The 17,091-nt window shown below is 71.4% G+C and carries 15 protein-coding genes and 2 tRNA genes; 7 read left to right on the forward strand and 10 right to left on the reverse strand.

Annotated elements, in window-relative coordinates; genetic code table 11:
• Positions 1 to 20 precede the first annotated feature (20 nt).
• On the reverse strand, positions 21 to 884 hold the full coding sequence (locus tag ABD352_RS51820; RefSeq protein ID WP_344620067.1) for a MurR/RpiR family transcriptional regulator: 864 nt from the start codon (positions 882 to 884) through the stop codon (positions 21 to 23).
• A 95-nt stretch (positions 885 to 979) separates the two neighbouring features.
• Between ABD352_RS51820 and ABD352_RS51825 the strand changes: the two genes are divergently transcribed.
• The 3 genes from ABD352_RS51825 to ABD352_RS51835 all read left to right on the forward strand — a co-directional run bounded on the left by ABD352_RS51825 (position 980) and on the right by ABD352_RS51835 (position 3,564).
• A complete protein-coding gene (locus ABD352_RS51825; protein WP_344620068.1) occupies positions 980 to 1,780 on the forward strand; it encodes an MOSC domain-containing protein in 801 nt (266 codons plus the stop codon).
• A gap of 134 nt (positions 1,781 to 1,914) precedes the next feature.
• The gene (locus tag ABD352_RS51830) at positions 1,915 to 2,625 is read left to right on the forward strand and encodes a hypothetical protein (protein ID WP_344620069.1); all 711 of its coding nucleotides are present in this window, start codon (positions 1,915 to 1,917) and stop codon (positions 2,623 to 2,625) included.
• 447 nt (positions 2,626 to 3,072) lie between these two features.
• The gene (locus ABD352_RS51835; protein ID WP_344620070.1) at positions 3,073 to 3,564 is read left to right on the forward strand and encodes a hypothetical protein; all 492 of its coding nucleotides are present in this window, start codon (positions 3,073 to 3,075) and stop codon (positions 3,562 to 3,564) included.
• 663 nt (positions 3,565 to 4,227) lie between these two features.
• Here ABD352_RS51835 and ABD352_RS51840 read toward each other — a convergent pair.
• The 6 genes from ABD352_RS51840 to bcp form a co-directional block, all read right to left on the reverse strand.
• A complete protein-coding gene (locus ABD352_RS51840; RefSeq protein WP_344620071.1) occupies positions 4,228 to 4,959 on the reverse strand; it encodes a DUF7873 family protein in 732 nt (243 codons plus the stop codon).
• Between the two features lie 233 nt (positions 4,960 to 5,192).
• Positions 5,193 to 5,265: transfer RNA gene (locus tag ABD352_RS51845), tRNA-Leu, on the reverse strand.
• Between the two features lie 22 nt (positions 5,266 to 5,287).
• Positions 5,288 to 6,130, reverse strand: coding sequence for a transglutaminase family protein (locus ABD352_RS51850; RefSeq protein WP_344620072.1), 843 nt, complete (start codon positions 6,128 to 6,130; stop codon positions 5,288 to 5,290).
• Complete coding sequence (locus tag ABD352_RS51855; protein ID WP_344620073.1) at positions 6,127 to 7,074, reverse strand: alpha-E domain-containing protein; 948 nt, start codon at positions 7,072 to 7,074, stop codon at positions 6,127 to 6,129. Before ABD352_RS51855 ends, ABD352_RS51850 begins: the two co-directional genes overlap by 4 nt.
• A gap of 8 nt (positions 7,075 to 7,082) precedes the next feature.
• The gene (locus ABD352_RS51860; protein WP_344620074.1) at positions 7,083 to 8,642 is read right to left on the reverse strand and encodes a circularly permuted type 2 ATP-grasp protein; all 1,560 of its coding nucleotides are present in this window, start codon (positions 8,640 to 8,642) and stop codon (positions 7,083 to 7,085) included.
• A 59-nt stretch (positions 8,643 to 8,701) separates the two neighbouring features.
• On the reverse strand, positions 8,702 to 9,175 hold the full coding sequence (gene bcp / locus ABD352_RS51865; protein WP_344620075.1) for a thioredoxin-dependent thiol peroxidase: 474 nt from the start codon (positions 9,173 to 9,175) through the stop codon (positions 8,702 to 8,704).
• 141 nt (positions 9,176 to 9,316) lie between these two features.
• Between bcp and ABD352_RS51870 the strand changes: the two genes are divergently transcribed.
• The 4 genes from ABD352_RS51870 (at position 9,317) to ABD352_RS51885 (ending at position 13,547) form a co-directional block, all read left to right on the forward strand.
• A complete protein-coding gene (locus tag ABD352_RS51870; RefSeq protein WP_344620076.1) occupies positions 9,317 to 11,110 on the forward strand; it encodes a copper resistance CopC/CopD family protein in 1,794 nt (597 codons plus the stop codon).
• 98 nt (positions 11,111 to 11,208) lie between these two features.
• Positions 11,209 to 12,681: a hypothetical protein gene (locus ABD352_RS51875; protein ID WP_344620077.1), complete on the forward strand. Its 1,473-nt coding sequence runs from the start codon at positions 11,209 to 11,211 to the stop codon at positions 12,679 to 12,681.
• Between the two features lie 98 nt (positions 12,682 to 12,779).
• Entirely contained in the window at positions 12,780 to 13,418 is a 639-nt protein-coding gene (orn, locus tag ABD352_RS51880) for an oligoribonuclease (RefSeq protein ID WP_344620078.1), read from the forward strand.
• A 53-nt stretch (positions 13,419 to 13,471) separates the two neighbouring features.
• Positions 13,472 to 13,547 (forward strand) — tRNA-His (locus ABD352_RS51885).
• A 58-nt stretch (positions 13,548 to 13,605) separates the two neighbouring features.
• Here the strand turns inward: ABD352_RS51885 and ABD352_RS51890 are convergent.
• From ABD352_RS51890 to ABD352_RS51900, 3 genes are all read right to left on the reverse strand, one after another.
• Positions 13,606 to 14,865, reverse strand: a complete 1,260-nt coding sequence (locus ABD352_RS51890; protein WP_344620079.1) for a PKD domain containing protein — start codon at positions 14,863 to 14,865, stop codon at positions 13,606 to 13,608.
• Between the two features lie 94 nt (positions 14,866 to 14,959).
• Entirely contained in the window at positions 14,960 to 15,376 is a 417-nt protein-coding gene (locus ABD352_RS51895) for a globin (protein WP_344620080.1), read from the reverse strand.
• 4 nt (positions 15,377 to 15,380) lie between these two features.
• Positions 15,381 to 16,883, reverse strand: a complete 1,503-nt coding sequence (locus tag ABD352_RS51900) for an MFS transporter (protein WP_344620081.1) — start codon at positions 16,881 to 16,883, stop codon at positions 15,381 to 15,383.
• Positions 16,884 to 17,091: the final 208 nt, after the last annotated feature.

The following is a 17,091-nucleotide window of genomic DNA, read 5'->3' on the forward strand; positions in this document are numbered from 1 at the left end:
TCGGCTAGGTGTCGGGTTGGCTAGGGCAGGAATAACTGGCGGTTGGCGGCGGAACGCTCGAAGGCCTCGAGCCGCTCCTGGGTCTCGGCCGGCGCGGTGTCGCACATGGCCTGCAGCAGAATCGTGATCATGGCCATCGGTGCCGTGTGCATGTCGAACACGAGCCGGGAACCGACCGGGGCCGGCAGCACCACGTCCGACTCGGTGGCCGCGGGGCTGACCGGCGAGTCCGTCACGGTGACCACGCGAAGCCCCACGGCCCGCGCCTCGCGCAGCGCGTCGACCGCCTCGCGGGGATATCGGGGCAGCACAAACGCCAGCATCGCAACTGCACCAGCCGCGCGTGCCTGTTCCAGGCGATCCGCGAGCAGGCTGCCCTGCTCGTGCAGGAGGCGAACGTCCGGATGGACCTTGGCCGCGAAGTAGGCGAACGCCCCCGCGAGCGCGCCCGCGGCCCGCATGCCGAGCACCGGCAGCGGCCGGCTCTCCATGAGCATGCGGCCGGCCTCGGTGAGCGGCCCTGTGTCCCGGAGCGTGTCGGACAGGTGCTGCAGGTTGGCGATCTCGTCGGTCAGCGCCTGCTCGAACTGGCTGACCGGCGCAGTCTCCTCGCCGTCGTCCACTGTGGATGAATCGTGCCGGTAGCCGTCGATCGTGAGGCGTAGCTGGTCCCGCAGCGCCGGATAGCCCTCGAAGCCCAGTGCCGTGGCGAACCGGGTCACGGAGGGCTGGCTCACCCCCGCCAGGCTGGCCAGATCGCCGCTGGAGAGGTAGCCCGCCCGCCCGGCGTGCTCGACCAGGATGCGCGCGATGCGGCGCTGGACGGGCGTCAGTCGCTGCCCGTCGAAGAGGTCGAGTATCCGTTGCCGGGGGGATGTGGTCATGGCTCGACTGTAAGTCGGCTTTCATGCTTGCGTCAACCGCATGGAGTCATTCAGAATGATGGCGGGAAGGGAGTACGACATGCGACTCTCAGAACGTGCACCTGAGCTATTTGGCCACCTACCCGATCAAGAGCTGCTACCGCGTCGAGGCAGGCGCCGCAGAGGTAGAGCCCTGGGGTTTGGCCGGCGACCGGCGGTGGCTCGTCGTCGACGAGGACGCGAAACTCATGACGCAGCGGAACTGGCCCTCGATGGGCGGGATCCGGCCGCGGTACACCGGAGAAGGCCTCGTCCTCGAAGCGAACGGGATGCCCAGCCTCGAGGTTCCGTACCCGTCCGGCACGACGACGGACGTCAAGCACTTCCACCAGTGGATCGCCGCGACGTCCGCGGGGGACGCCGCGCATCACTGGATCTCGCAGGTGGTCGGGCAGCCGGTCCGCCTGTTTCACCTGGACGATCCGACCCGCCGGCAGGTGGACCCGGAGTTCGGCGAGCCGGACGACCGCGTCTCGTTCGCCGACGGCTATCCGCTGCTGCTGACGAACGAGGCCTCGCTGCAGGCGGTGAACGACTGGCTCGCCGAGGACGGCGACGAGCCGATCGCGATGACGCGCTTCCGGCCCAACGTGGTCATCTCGGGGGCCCCGGCCTGGGCGGAGGACGACTGGCTCGGCCGGCGGATCGTCATCGGCGACGTCACGTTCCGGGCGCCGAAGCCGTGCGACCGCTGCGTGCTGACCACCATCGACCCAGAGACGGGCGAGAAGGGGCGGCAGCCGTTGCGCGTGCTGGGCAAACACCGGCGATTCCCGGGCGGGCTGTTGTTCGGCATCAACCTCATCCCGGACGGGCGGGGGAAGATCGCGATCGGCGACCAGGTCAGCATCCGCTGACCCGTGGGCGGGGTCCGGCTGATCGGACACCGACCTTAAGGAACTGGTCAGCGAGTGGAGCCGGCCGCGCGGGGCGGTGGGGCGAAAGTGGCATAACACGTCGCGGGAGGCGCGTGGCGGGTCATGATCAAGCCGTGACGCCCTCACGGGTGCGGCCCCATCTCGCCGAGATTCTCGACCGCACGAACCACGTCGTCGTGACGTTCAGCGTGCTCGGGAACCTGCTGCCGGAGCCGGCCGCCGTGGCGCGGCAAATCTCCGGCATGCTGCACGAGTCGGGGCATCGGACGTCGATCCTGATGGGCATCAGCGACAACCCCTTCGACATGTTGGCCGAGGCGTACGGGGTGTCGGAGGAGGCCGGACGCAGGGCCGAGCAGTTGGTGCACGACGCGGAGGTCGACGCCGCGGACTGGGTGCCGGTGACCGCGGGCACGGCAGAGCTGTTCGAGGCGTGCCGGGCGACCGGGCGGACGATCACGGTGTACGCGCCGCACAGCGAGTCGGCCGTCGGGCGGTACCTGCATCGGCTCGGGCTGCGGAGCCTGGTCGGACCGGCGCTGGGGCGAGGGTTCGCGATGCGGAACCCGGCGGTGCGGACCATGGCGCCGGTGTTCGACGCCATCGGCGTGCGGGCCGAGGAGTCCGCCGTGGTGTGTGCCACGTTCGCGGCCATGTCGGCGACGCAGCGGGCCGGCGCTCACGCGATCGGCGTCGAGCGGCTGCGGGAGCCGCGGAAGATGCTGCACGGAGGGGAGGGGCGCAACGCCGTGGTGCGGTCGCTGATGGCGCTCGCCGAGGCCATGACCGAATGCGGGCCAGCCCGAACCGCCGGGGCCGCCTAGCGATCGCGGGGCTAGCAACCGCGGGGCCGCGTAGCAACGGTGTCCAGAGGCGTAGGCAAGCAGGGCGTCCGGAGGCAGCGGCAGGCAGGGCGTCCGGAGACGGAGGCAAGCGGGGCGTCTAGAGGCAGCGGCAGGCAGGGCGTTCGGAGACCGGGGCAGGCAGGCTTCCGGAGACGGGGGCAGGTGGGTGGTGCGCTGGCGCGGCGGGGCGTGAGTGAGTGGTCGGCGGCGTGGAGGTGGTGGCCGTTGGCTCGGGGTGCGGATGGGGACCGGCTCGAGGGGTTGTGTGGGCGCTTACTGACTGGCATCGGACAGCCCGTTCAGAAGGGGGCTGGCGGCGGGTTTGCGCTGGTCAGCGAGGGGCGGGCGGTCTGGGGGATTGAAGAGTGTGGACCGTCACGCGGCGTGGTGGGGGGAACCGGGTGGGGCTCTGGTAGAACAACGCGCGTGTCGTTTTTGCTCTGGGGTGGGCGGGCCATCGGGTACCGGCGGGCGGGGGCCGGGGCCGGGGTCGGGCTGCTGTGCTTCGTGACGGGGTACCTGCTGGCGCCGGGGGAGGCGTTCGAGCACCCGAAGCGGCTCGGGCTGAGCGTTCTGCTCTTCGCCGGCGGGGTGGCGCTGGTGGTCTGGGCGGCGGCGATGGCGCACGTCGGGGTGCAGATCAGCATGTACAACGTGCGGATTCGGCACGGGCTGCTGCCTCTGCCGGCGATCTCGGTGCCGTTGCGCATGGTGCAGGGGCTGCGGGCCGTGGATGTGCGGGCCAGTATCGGGCAGCGGTGGGGATGGACCTGGGTGCCGGGGCGGGGGCGGGCGGTCGTCGTGCGGTCCGGGCCGGCGTTGATGTTCGACTTCGGGGGGCGGCAGTTCACCGTGAGCGTGGATGAGCCCGAGACGGCGGTTGCCGCGCTGCAGCGGATGCGGATTCCGGCGGTCTGAGCCGGCCCGGGAAGACGCGTGCGCTGGGAGGACGCTAGTCCCGGGAGGACACGCGGGTTCCGAGTAGACGCGTGCGCCGGGAGGACGCGAGTCCCGGGAAGAGGCGGGTTCCGAGCAGACGCGTGCGCCGGGAGGACGCGAGTCCCGGGAAGACGCGGGTTCCGAGCAGACGCGTGCGCCGGGAGGACGCGAGTCCCGGGAGACGCGGGTTCCGAGTAGACGCGTGCGCCGAGAAGACGCGTGCGCCAAAGGACGCAGGCGCCGGAGGCGGGAATGGTGAAGCCCGGTGGAGTATCCATCCACCGGGCTTCGGCGTGCCGCCCAATTGCGCACACCGGCGACGTTTGAAGAACGTGGATCAAATTATGACGTCGCGCTCTTCGATTGAGCTATCGGCCCATGGAGAGGACCGAGCGGGAGTTGAACCCGCAACCTCGACGACTGGCGTCCCGTTCGGTTGATCCGGCGTTCGGCGGCGAATGCTCAGACTGGAGCGAGAAGTTGAGTTTGTGTTTCGGTTCCCGCGGCCGCCTCTACCGTTGGGCTACGCCGCCACGTCAATGGCGGCGGGAGGAATCGAACCTCCACGTTGACACCGCGCGCACCTGTCAAACTGAGCCTCAGGTTCAGTCTGCGCTCCTTGCGCACCACCGATCTTAGACCCTAACCAAAGAGGTAGCGAAACACCTTTTCCCCGGTCTCCTGCTCGACCACCTCGACCGCGTTGGCCTCTTCGCGGGCGAACTTGACCGCGGCCTGCAGTTTCTCGACGCGCTCCACGAGCTCGTTGACGCGCTTGGCCGGGAGGGCGCCGGAGAACTTGATCGTCTTCCAGTAGCCGATGACCACGTCCTCGTAGTAGACCTCCACCTGCGCCGGGTGCTTCTCGGTGGCCTCGGCCTTCACGTGGTTGCGCGGGATCTTCTTGGTGCGCGTGGTCTGGGTCGGCTCGGTGGCGTAGGTGTCGGCCGAGGCGTCGTACACCCACGTCTCGGCGGCGTCGAGGACCGGCAGCTTGCGCACGAACGTGAGCACGTCGGCGAGCTGCTTCTCCAGGAACAGCAGGTAGGAGACCGGGACGTCGCGCAGGAGCGGCGTGCCGTCGACGACCACGTCGGCGCGGGCCACGCAGTTCGTCCAGTCCTTCGTGGCGGTCACGTCGAAGAGGCGGGTGAGGATGGTGCCGGTCTGGCGCAGTACCTCTTCGGCCTTCACCTGGACGCGGGTGGACTCGGGCGGCAGCTGCTCGCCCTCCTCGTCCTTCGGGCGGTAGGTGCGCGAGATGCCAGCCAGCAGCGCCGGCTTCTGCAGCACGTGGTGGGCCTCCGTCAGGTCCTGGAACGAGCGGGACTTCACGCCCTTCTCGACCGCGATGATCTGATTCAGCTTCGTCATAATGCGCACGAGTGTACGAGCGCCACCAAGCCCAGGAGAAACGAAAAACCCGCAACCACCAAGCGGCCCGCAACCACCAAGGGGACCGCAACTACCAAGCGGCCCGCAACCACCGACAGGGGGGTGTGGGTGGCGAAGCCCCCACTGGGGAGCGAGCGAAGCGAGCGCGAAAAATCCACAGGCGCCCGGCGAGCCCGTCCAAAGGACGCGCGAGCAGGGTGAGCCCCCGACTGTGGGGCCGGTGAGAGTCGAACTCACACTGGCACGGACCTAAACCGTGTGCCTCTGCCATTGGGCTACGGCCCCCCGTAACCGAAAGACACAATACTCAGGCCAGTCGCGTGATCTCCACAGTGACGCCCAGCTGCTTGCTCGGCGCGCCGTGGTACACGCCGCGCAGGGGCGGGACGTCGTCGTAGTCGCGCCCGCGGGCCACGACGACATGCCGGGGGCCGACCGGGACGCCGTTGGTGGGATCGAAGCCGGTCCACTCGCCGCACCACCATTCGACCCAGGCGTGGCTCTGGCCGGCGACCGTCTCGCCGACCTCGGCCTCGACCTTCGGGTGGAGGTAGCCGGAGACGTACCGCGCGGGAACCCCCTTGGCCCGCAACAGCCCGACGGTCAGGTGCGCGATGTCCTGGCAGACCCCCTGGCGCAGCTCCCACGCCTCCTGGGCGCTGGTCTGCACGCCGGTCGAGCCCGGCACGTACGCCACCTCGGCGCGCACCCAGTGCGACACCGCCTCCGCGGACTCCGCCGGCGAGAGCGCGCCGGCGGCGGCCCAGGCCTGCTCGACGAGCTCCGGGCCGACGGCGGTGAGCCGGTTGAGGACGAGGAACTCGGCGTGCGCGTCGAGCACCTGTTCGGCGCCGAGATCGGCCCAGCCGAGCGAGCGGTGCGGCGCAGGGGGCGGGGAGACCTCGACGAGGCTGCTGGAGACGACCCGCAGCTGCTGGTGGGGGCGGTGCAGGTCGAAGGCGGTGACCTGGGTCGCCCAGTAGTCGTAGTAGCGGTAGGTGGTCGCGCCCGGCGTGACCTCGACCTGGCTGAACAGCGTCGTCTGCCAGGGGAGGGTCATCGGGGTCAGCCGGGCCTCGTTGTAGGAGGCCGAGACGGCGCCCGCGTACTTGTAGCCGGTGACGTGCCGGATCTTCAGGCGCCAGTTCATGAACCACCCCAAGCTACGGTGCCCCAGGTGACGGGCGTGGACTGCGGGAAGTACCGGGCGGTGATGGCCGCGCTCGCCGTCGCGCACGTCTGCTGCAGGCCGCGCAGGTGGTGGGGCAGCTCGGCCAGCAGGGTGGTGGTGTCGGCGTACTCCAGGCGCGTGCGGATCTGCCCGATGGGCCTTCGGGCGGCGTCGGTCACGCCGGCCCGCTCGGTGGTGGGCGCGAGGTCGATCAGGCACTGTTCCGCCGTACCCAAGGCATGCAGCGCGGATCGGGGGAACAGGCGGTCCAGGAGCAGGAACTCGGTGACCCGCTGGGGGTCGAACGTGCCGCCGTGGGTGCGCAGGAACGCCTCGTCGGCGCCGCAGGAGCGCAGCACCGTGCGCCACCCGGTGCCCTCGTCCGGCGTGTTGGTCTGGATCGACAGCAGCCGGGCGGTCATGTCGACCCGCTCCAGGCTGCGCCCGAGCACCAGGAAGCGCCACCCGTCGTCGCGGCTCATCGTGGACTCGGCGAGGCCGGCGAGCACGGCCGCGCGTTCGCGCACGTAGCTGAGGAAGACGGTCGGGCCGAGGCGCTCGGCGGCGACCCGGCGGGAGGCGAGGGTGTGCCAGGTGACGTTGAGGCACTCCCACATCTCGCTGGAGATCGTCTCGCGCACGCCGCGCGCGTTGTCCCGGGCGGCCACGATCGCGCCGGAGATGGCGCTCGGGTCCTCCGCGTCGAACGCGAGCAGCTCCAGCACGTCGCCGGTGGTGATGCGGCGGTCCTGCGGGGCCGGCGCGCCGAGGATCGACATCAGCGAGCGGCAGGCCCCGTCCTCGTCGGCCCACGGGTCCTCCAGCAGCCGGCCGAGGAAGGCGTCGAGGATGCGGGCGGTGTCGTCGGCCCGCTCGATGTAGCGGCCGATCCAGAACAGCGACTCCGCGATGCGACTGAGCATCAGCCCTCCTACTGCTGTCCGGCCATCTGCGCGGCCGCCGGGCCGCTGTCACGGGGGCTGCCACCGGCGTCGCGGGGCTCGGCCGCGACGCGGGGCCTCGGGGCGGGCGCCGGCTCGCCCGGGTGGGCCAGCACCCAGGTGTCCTTCGACCCGCCGCCCTGGCTGGAGTTGACCACCAGCGCGCCCTCGGGCAGTGCCACCCGGGTCAGCCCGCCGGGCAGGAGCCAGATCTCGTTGCCGTCGTTGACCGCAAAGGGCCGCAGGTCGATGTGCCGGGGGGCCACCCGGTCCCCGAGCAGCGTCGGTGACGTGGACAGGGCCACCGGGCGCTGGGCGATCCAGCCGCGCGGGTCCTTCTCCACCGCCGTGCGCAGCGCGGCCAGCGACTCCGGCGAGGCCTGCGGCCCGATGACGATGCCCTTGCCCCCGGCGCCGTCGACCGGCTTCAGCACGAGCTGGTCGAGCCTTCCGAGGACGTCGTACAGCACGTCGGGATCGCGGTCGTCCAGGCGGTACGTCTCGACGTTGTCGATCAGCGGCTCTTCCGACAGGTAGTAGCGGATCAGGTCGGGCACATAGGTGTAGACGAGCTTGTCGTCGGCGACCCCGTTGCCGACCGCGTTGGCCAGCGTCACCTGCCCGGCCCGGGCCGCGTTCACGATCCCCGGGCAGCCGATGACCGAGTCGGGCCGGAAGTGCAGCGGGTCCATGAAGTCGTCGTCGACCCGCCGGTACACGACGTGCACCGGCCGCTCGCCCTGCGTGGTGCGCATCCGCACCCGGTTGCCGCTGCACACGAGGTCGCGGCCCTCGACGAGCTCGACGCCCATGAGGCGGGCGAGCAGGGCGTGTTCGAAGTACGCCGCGTTGTACACGCCGGGCGTGAGCACCACCACGGTCGGGTCCTCGACGCCCTCGGGGGCGGCCGCCCGCAGCGCCGCGAGCAGGCGGGCCGGGTAGTCGTCGACCGGCCGGACCCGCGCGTCGGCGAACAGGGCCGGCATGGTGTGGGTCAGGGCGCGGCGGTTCTCGATGACGTACGACACCCCGGACGGGATGCGCAGGTTGTCCTCGAGGACCCGGAACCGCCCCTCCTCGTCGCGGATCAGGTCGACGCCGCTGATGTGCACGCGCACGCCGTTGGGCGGCTCGATGCCGTGCGCCTGGCGGTGGAAGTGCGCGCTGGTGGTGATGAGCTTGCGGGGCACGACGTCGTCGGCGAAGACGCGCCCGGCGCCGTAGATGTCGGCCAGGAACGCCTCCAGGGCCTTGACCCGCTGCTGGACGGCGGCCGTCAGCAGGTCCCACTCGGAGGCGTCGAGGATGCGGGGGATCAGGTCGAGCGGGAAGGGTCGTTCCTCGCCGGCGTAGGCGAAGGTGACCCCGCGATCGGTGAAGACGCGAGCCAGCTGCTCGGCCCGGAACCGCAGGTCCGCGGGGGCGAGCGGCTGGAGCGCGGCGAACAGCGAGCGATAGGGCGACCGCGGCTGGCCGGGGCGTTCGAACATCTCGTCCCAAGCTTCGAACATGGCCCCGGACATCGAATAGTCATCGAAGATGTCCGCCATGACGAGAGCCTAGGTACGCCTCGTTTCGGCCGGATTACCGTCGTGTTCGGCGACGGACCTCAGTCCAGGCCGAGGTCCTTGCGCAGCTTGGCCACGTGGCCGGTGGCGCGCACGTTGTACATCGCCCGCTCGATGTGCCCCTTCTCGTCGATCACGAAGGTCGAGCGGATCACGCCGAGCACCGTGCGGCCGTAGTTCTGCTTCTCCCCATAGGCGCCGTAGGCCCGCAGCACCGCCCGGTCCGGGTCCGACACCAGCGGGAACGTGATGGCGTCGCGCTCGCGGAACTGGGCCAGCTTGGCGGGGGAGTCCGGCGAGATGCCGACCACCTCGTAGCCGGCCGAGCGCAGCGACGCGATGTTGTCGCGGAAGTCGCACGCCTGCTTGGTGCAGCCCGGCGTCATCGCCGCCGGATAGGCGTAGAGCACGACCTTGCGCCCGCGAAGGTCGGCGAGCGACAGGGACTCGTCCCGGTCCGTCTGCAGCGTGAACTCGGGGGCGGTGTCACCCGGCTCGAGGCGCGTTGTCGTCATGCCTTGGACTCTATCGCGTGGGCCCCGGCGGCATGCGTCGCCATAGCGGTACGTCCATGGGTCCGGCACACACGGTCATCGGGAACTTTTCGCCCGCCACCCGCGACCACCCGAAAATGACCGGCGCGAAATCATGACGTCATGACCCGACGCAGATGGGCCGTCCCCCTGGCGATGCTTCTCGGGGCCCTGGCCGTCCTCGTCCTTCCCGCGGCGTCCGCCAGCGCCCACGCGACCCTCGAGCAGACGGCGCCCGCCGCCGGCACGGTGCTCGATCAGCTGCCCGGCGAGGTGACGCTGACCTTCAGCGAGCCGGTCCGCCTGGTGACCGACAAGATCCGGATCACCGGGCCGGACGGCGAGCGGGCCGACACCGGCAAACCGGCCGTGCGCGACACGGAGCTGGTCATCCCGGTCAAACCGGGCGGCCCCAAGGGCACGTATCTGGTCAGCTACCGGATCATCTCCGCCGACAGCCACCCGGTCAGCGGCGGCTACAGCTTCTCCTACGGCCAGCCCTCGGCCACCCCGAGCGCCGACGACCCGGGCGCCTCGGTGCAGACCGACCCCGTGGTCAAGAACGTCATGTCGGTGGCCCGCTTCCTCGGCTTCGCCGGCCTGGTGCTGCTCGTCGGCCCGGCGCTGGTCCTCTTCGCCCTCTGGCCGCGCCGCCTCTCCGCCCGCGATCCCGGCCGGGTGGCGCAGGCCGGCGCCGGGCTGCTCGCGATCAGCACGCTTCTGGAGTTGTACGTCCAGATCCCCTACACCGCCGGAACGTCCCTCTTCGACGTCACCGGCGACGCCACCCGCGAGGTGCTGGGCACTCCGTTCGGCGCGGCGCACCTGGTGCGGCTCGGCGTGGTCGTCTCCACCGCGCTGCTGCTGCGCCCGCTGATCGCCGGGCGGGCCGGCAAGGTCGACCAGACGCTGCTCGTCATCCTGGGCATCGTCGGCCTGGCCACGTGGCCGATCTCCGGGCACCCGAGCGCCTCGCCGGTGCCGACGCTGACCGTGGTCGCCGACGCGGCCCACCTCGCGGCCATGTCGATCTGGCTGGGCGGCCTGGTCATGCTCTTCGGCTTCCTGCTGCGCCGCGCCAACACCCGGGAGCTGACCGCGATCGTCCCGGTGTGGTCCGGCTGGGCCCTCTTCGCGATCACGGTGCTCGTGCTGGCCGGCACCGCGCAGGCGCTCGTGGAGATCGGCACCATCGACGCGCTCACCGGCACGTTGTACGGCCAGATCGTCATCGCCAAGGTGGCGCTGCTCGCCATCGTGGTGGCGGTCGCCGCCTACTCCCGCCGCCTGACCAGCCGCCGCTTCACCCCGAGCCCGGTCGCGGCCGGCGTCGGCGAGATCCCGGCCGGGTCCGATGTGGACGATCCGTCGGAAGCGGACGTCGAGGACGAAGCGGGCGAAGCTGACGACGAGGTGGAGGAGCCCGAAGAGCCGGCCGAGCGCCCGGCGCCGCTGGCGGAGGCGAGCGATCGCAAGAAGCTGCGGACCGCGGTGCTCGTCGAGGTCGCCATCGCCGTGGTGGTCCTGGCGCTGACCTCGGTGCTCGTGCAGACCAGCCCGGCCCGCGGCGGGACGGAGATCCCATCCGGGCCGTTCGACAGCACCGTCTCCACCAGCCTGCTCAAGCTGCAGGTCGACATCTCGCCGGCCAAGGTCGGGCCCAATTCGATTCACTTGTACGCCACCAAGGCCGACGGTTCGGGCCTGCCGCAGACGGTGGTCGAGTGGAAGGCGACCGCGGCCCTGCCGTCCAAGGGCATCGAGCCGTTGACCGTGCCCCTGCTCGCGGTCTCCGACGACCACTCGATCGGCCAGGTCTCGCTGGTGACGGCCGGGACGTGGGAGTTCAAGTTCACGGTCCGAGTCGACGACCTCAACCAGACCACCGTGACGGTGCAGGTGCCTGTGAAGTCCTAAAAAATCCGGCTCGGTGGTTTTCGGGCGTTACAACCGAATTGCGCCCGATTTGTGGGTAATGTCGGCCCCGTAACGCCGGGGGAAGAGGGGCCGCTGCCATGGTCGTGCGTCTGGTTCGGGCGGGTGTCGGCGCGCTGCTGCTGCTCATCGCGGTGCCGCTGGCCCTCGCCGGTGGCGGACTCCTGCTGGCCATGGAGCATCGCGCCGCCGACGACACGTTCACGGCGCGACTGGAGCCGATCAGCACCGGCGGCTCCGCGGTGGTCGTGCACGACGTCGACGCGCTGCTGCGAGCCGACGCGCCGTTCGCGCGGGGTGGGCAGACCACGCTCAGCCTGTCGGCGCGCGGCTCCAGCGGCCCGCTCTTCATCGGCCTCGGGCCGGACGAGGACGTCGAGCGGTACCTCGCCGGCGTCGAACGGTCCCGCCTGTCCGGCGTCCGGCTGTCCCGCGGGCCGCTCCCGGTCGACCTGAGCCCCGAGCCCGCCCGCCTGGCCCGCGCCAACGCGCCGGCCGCGCCGACGAGCCCGGTCAACCCGGCGAACCCCGCCAACCCGGCCATCACCGGCGACGCCCCGCAGGCCGACGGCGCCGCCCAGGCCGGCAGCCCGCCGGCCGACCCGGGCGCGACCCTGCCGGAGGCCGAGCCGGGCGCGACCCAGCAGACCCCCAAGGCCCAGATCGCGAGCCCCGCCAACACCCGCCCCGCCGACCTGCCGTTCTGGCTGGCCCGCAGCGAGCAGAAGGCCGGCGCCGCCGAGCTGACCTGGTCCCCGTCCGACATGAGGGGCCGCCACCTGGCCCTGGTGATCATGCGCGCCGACGCCACTCCCGGCGTCGACGCCGCCATCACCGCCCGCCTCGCCCCGGCCTGGCTCGGCCCCACCACCGGCGGCCTGCTCATGCTCGGCTCCGCGCTGTTCGTCCTGGCCCTGATCACGCTCGCCTGGCCGCCGGCCCGCCGCCCCGCCCTGGCCGGCCTGCCGGCCCTGCCGACCCAGACCCAGCCCACCTCCGACGCCCGCGACGAGGCCCCGGCAGCCGTGGCGCCCAAGGCGGAGGCGCCCAAGGCGGAGGCGCCCAAGGCGGAGGCGCCCAAGGCGGAGGCGCCCAAGGCGGAGGCGCCCAAGGCGGAGGCGCCGAAGGTCGAAGGGTCCGAGGTCGAGGTGCCCAAGGCCGAGGAGCCGAAGGCCGAGGAAGTAGACGAGGCGGCGCGCCCGAAGCGGCCCAGCGAGACGGTCCTCGCCACCCTGGCCGACGTGCTGGCGGTGGCGGACGCCGAGGCCAAGGAGGCCGAGGCCAAGGAGGCGAAGGTCCGGGTCGCCGAGGTCGTCGAGGCCGAGCCCATCCGGGACGAGATCCTGCTCACCGAGAGCGAGCTGGACCGCCCAGCCCCCAAAGACGTCGAGCTGGATGGCGAGGGCCCCATCGCGCTGCCCCCGCTGCCCGCCCTGCCCCCGATCGAGCTGCACTTCACGTGGGCCCCGATCGCCCTGTCAGACGAGCCCGCCGACGCCGCCGACCCGGCCAAGGATCGCGACCCGGCCCGATCCGGCTCGGCCACCCGCTGACGCCGTGTCGTGCCATCGCTACGCTCCGGCGCGGCGTTTGATAACGACATCGCGCAGTCTGGGTGGTAGCGGACGCCGAGGAGTGAGAAGTCGGCCAGATGAACACTAGGCTGTCCGGTGTGGGTGATCTTTTGGTCTGGATCGACTGTGAGATGACGGGGCTCGATCTGGGGAAGGACGCGCTGATCGAAGTCGCGGCGCTGGTGACCGACCCCGATCTCAACGTGCTCGGCGATGGCGTCGACGTGGTGATCCACGCCGACGACGCCGCGCTGGACGGCATGCTCGAGGTTGTCCGTGAGATGCACGGCAAGTCAGGGCTCACCGAGGCCGTGCGGGCCTCCACGGTCAGCGTGGCCGAGGCCGAGGACCTCATCATGACGTACATCACGCAGTACGTCCCCGACCCCCGCACCGCCCCGCTGTGCGGCAACTCGATCGCGACCGACCGCGGCTTCCTGGCCCGCGACATGCCGCGCCTCGACCACCACCTGCACTACCGGATGATCGACGTCTCCTCGATCAAGGAGCTGTGCCGGCGCTGGTACCCGCGCGTGTACTTCGGCCAGCCCCCGAAGGGTCTCGCCCACCGCGCCCTGGCCGACATCCGGGAGAGCATCCGCGAGCTCGAGTACTACCGCCGCACGCTCTTCGTGCCGCTCCCGGGCCCGGATGTCGAGACCGCGAAGGCCATCGCCGCGGAGTTGAGCCGGGAAGGCGACACGAACGGGTCATAACCCTGTCGACGGATCCGGCTCGGCATGCCCTACTATTAGCGGGCGAGTTCATGGTGGCTGTAGCTCAGTTGGCAGAGCACCGGGTTGTGGTCCCGGGTGTCGTGGGTTCAAATCCCATCAGTCACCCCAATACGAGATCGGCCCCCGTCCGAGGACGGGGGCCGATCTCGTTGTCGCCGCCTGTAGCTCAGGACATCGGCAGCAGCGCCAGGCGGCCGTGGTACTCGCCGCCGATCCGCTCCGTGTCCGAACCCACCAGCAGGCCCTGCGGCGTCGCCAGGAGCGCCCTGGCCCCCACGCCGCGCGGCTCCCGCTTCGGGTTCCACGCGGTCGCCTTGCCCGTTCTCGGGTCGATCGCCGCGATGCCCGGCCGCGCCACCGCGCCCGGCCCGGCCGTCTCCCGGCCCTGCGGGTTGTCCAGCCAGCGCTGGTGCCCGCCCACGTAGATCGCCGCGCCGGTGTCGGCCACCGAGTAGAGCGAGTCCCCGCCGGTCCAGTTGACCCACAGCGGGCGGTGCATGCCGGTGCCGCGCAGGTCGAAACGGGCCGCGGTGTCGCACATGAGGTGGTCGCCCCACTTGCGGCCGGTCGACACGATCGTCGCGTAGGTGCCGGTCGGGTCGAAGTCGATGCCGCGCAGGTACGTCTCGAAGCCGGCCCGGCACGGGCGGGCGTAGGCGTCGGTGTACCAGTCGGCCAGGCGCACCGCCCCGCCCAGCGGCATGTCCACCATGACCACCTGGGCCCGCCACTGGCCGGCCGCCTGCTCGACCGCGCCGACCGCGGCCAGCCGCTGCCCGTTCGGGGTCAGGGCCAGGTCCTCGATCTTCACCCGGGTCAGGTTCGGGCCGGCCAGCTTCAGGTCGAAGGCCGGGTCGACGGCCCCCGTGGTCGCGTCCAGGCGGGCCAGGCCGACCCGGTCGGTCGAGCCGATGCGGCTGAACGAGCCGGCCGCGTAGAGCCACGGGCCCTGCGCGATGAGGCTGCGCGTGTCGCCCCAGTTGATCGCGGCCGTGAAGGCCGGCACGCGCGACCCGTCGGCCAGGTTGAGCTGGGCCAGGCCGCGCTGGCTGGCCCCGCCGATGCGCTGGAACGACCCGCCCGCGTAGACGGTGTTGTTCGCCCCGGTGGCCAGCGTCAGCACCGGGGCGTCGGGCTGGGGCGCGAAGGGCAGGATCTCGCCGGTCGTGGCCCGGTAGGCGAAGAGGTTGTTGCGCTTGTACCGCACCGTGCGCTTGGCATCCGTGACGGTCGTGAAATCGCCCCCGACCACCACCGTGTCGCCGACCACGGCGAAGGCTCGCACCTCCCCGTCGAGCACGTTGGGCGTGTAGTCGACGGGGTTGATGGACACCTGGGCGGGCTGGTTCATGGCGGCGGAGGCGGGGATGGCGACCGCGAAGGCGGCCAATGCTGTGGCGGCAGCGGCGATCAGGCGTCGGCGCATGCAGGCGTCTCCTTGGTTGGGTAACCGTGCCGCCCGACACGGCGGCACATACCCAACCAACTGGAAAACGCTGCGATTGGTGGCGCTAACGCTGCTAAAGCACCTTAATGGCCGAGGAGTCCGATTCTTCCGGATCGTCGGCGTTGACCATAAAGTGGGCGGCCCGCTCCAGGTAGTCCCACAGCACCGCCTCCTGCTCCGGCGGCAGCGCGATCGCGTCCACGGCCCGGCGCATCTGCCGCAGCCAGGCGTCGCGCTCGGCCGAGGCGATCCGGAAGGGGGCGTGGCGCATTCGCAGGCGAGGATGGCCGCGCTGCTCCGAGTAGGTGCTCGGGCCGCCCCAGTACTGGATCAGGAACAGCCGGAACCGCTCGTTGGCCGGGCCGAGGTCCTCCTCCGGGTACAGCGGCCGCAGGATCGGGTCTTCGGCCACGCCGGCGTAGAACTCGTCGACCAGCAGCCGGAACGTCGGCTCGCCGCCGACGAGCTCGTAGAAGTTGGGGGACGTCACGGCATCAACTATGCCGCGCCGCCTGTGATGGGGGCGGAGGCGGGAGGCCCCCGAGCTCCGCGGTGCGCTCGCTCAGGTCGACGGTGCGCTCCGCCGGGTCGGCCATCGGCGGCTCCCGGCGGGCCGAGGGGCCGGGGGAGGGGCGTCGGCGGGGCGGCAGCGGTGCGCGGCCCAGGTCGATCGTGACCTCGCCGAAATCGTCGATGCGGCCGGGGCCGGCCACGGCGTGCTGCTCGGCGGCGATCACGACCTTGTTGGCCGCGACGGCGTCGGCGATGGTCGCCCTGGTCGGCCAGGCGGCGATGACGAGCGCCATGGCGGCCGCCCCGCCGATGGCGAAGTAGCCGACGACGGCGGGCAGCGCGTAGTAGGTGGCCAGCCAGCCGGTGATGAGGGCCGCGGCGCCCTGGCACAGGTGGACGCCGCTCTGCATGACGCCGAACGCGCGGGCCCGGTAGGCCGGCGGCAGGACCTGCACGAACAGCCCGTTGCCGGCCGGCATGGTGATGGCCAGGGAGGCGCCGGCGACGACCGTCATGATCGCCACCACGACCAGGTTGGGGTCCAGCAGGGCCGGCACCAGCGCCAGCGGCGTGACGATGGCCACCGGGCGGATCAGCGCGACCCGCCGCTGGGGGCGCAGCTGCCAGGTCACCAGCGCGCTGCCCGCCACGAAGCCGACCGCCGAGGCGATCATGATGACACCGAAGCCGAACGTGTCGGGCTTGTCGCCGGCCAGGTGGGCGGCCCAGGCCGCGGCGAGGCCCTCGGGGATCACGCCGATGCTGACGCCGCAGAAGACGACCAGGGCGATCGAGCGCATCACCGTCGAGCTGAACACGATCCGGTAGCCGTCCAGGGCCTCGCGCAACAGGCCGGTGTGCTGCTCGGCCTTGAGGCTCGGCGGGTACTCCTTCACCAGCAGCGACACGATCACCGCCGAGACGGCGAACGTGACCCCGTTGAACACCAGGGCGGCCCGCTCGTTCACGGTGACCAGCACCGCGCCGAGGCCGTAGCCGCCGATGAGGGCCAGCTGGGCGGTGGTCCGGTTGAGCGTGATCGCGGTGACGTACTGCTCTCCGTGCAGCAGCCGCGGCATGAGCGCCGAGCGGGAGCTGTCGAACGGCGGCGCGAGCAGCGCGTTGAGGAACAGCAGCGCGATGAGCACGCTGGGGTGCGCGTGCGGGAAGACGGCCAGGACGAGCATGATGCCGGCCCGCAGGATGTCGCAGCCGATCATGGTGCGCCGGTACGGGTGCCGCTCGGCCCACGCCGTGAGCACCGCGCCGAGGCCGAGCCAGGGCAGGTAGCTCACCGCGAAGGCGGCGGCGGTGACGACCGGCGAGCGGGTGTGCCCGTAGATCAGCGCGACGATGGCCGCCCGGGCCACGTTGTCGCCGAGGACCGACTGTGCCTGTGCGGTGAAGACGGCCGCGTACTCGCGATTGGCGAGGGTCTGCCGGATGGTGGCAGTGCGTTGGGCGGACTCGTCGGGACCGGACACCGTCGGAGCCCCCTTCCCTCGGACACGACAGCGGCGCTGAAACGTTCGCGGGCGCGGCCGAACCGGTCATTTCGTCACCAACAGGGGTCAATGGCGGCGGACCGGGACATGTGCAGCGATGCACCTGAACGAACGGACGATAACCGACTGACCACCCGACGCGCGACCCTACCCTCTGGGTTGATCGCGCATAGCCGTGAGATCGGAC

This window comes from Dactylosporangium salmoneum, assembly GCF_039532525.1.
Lineage (GTDB): Bacteria > Actinomycetota > Actinomycetes > Mycobacteriales > Micromonosporaceae > Dactylosporangium > Dactylosporangium salmoneum.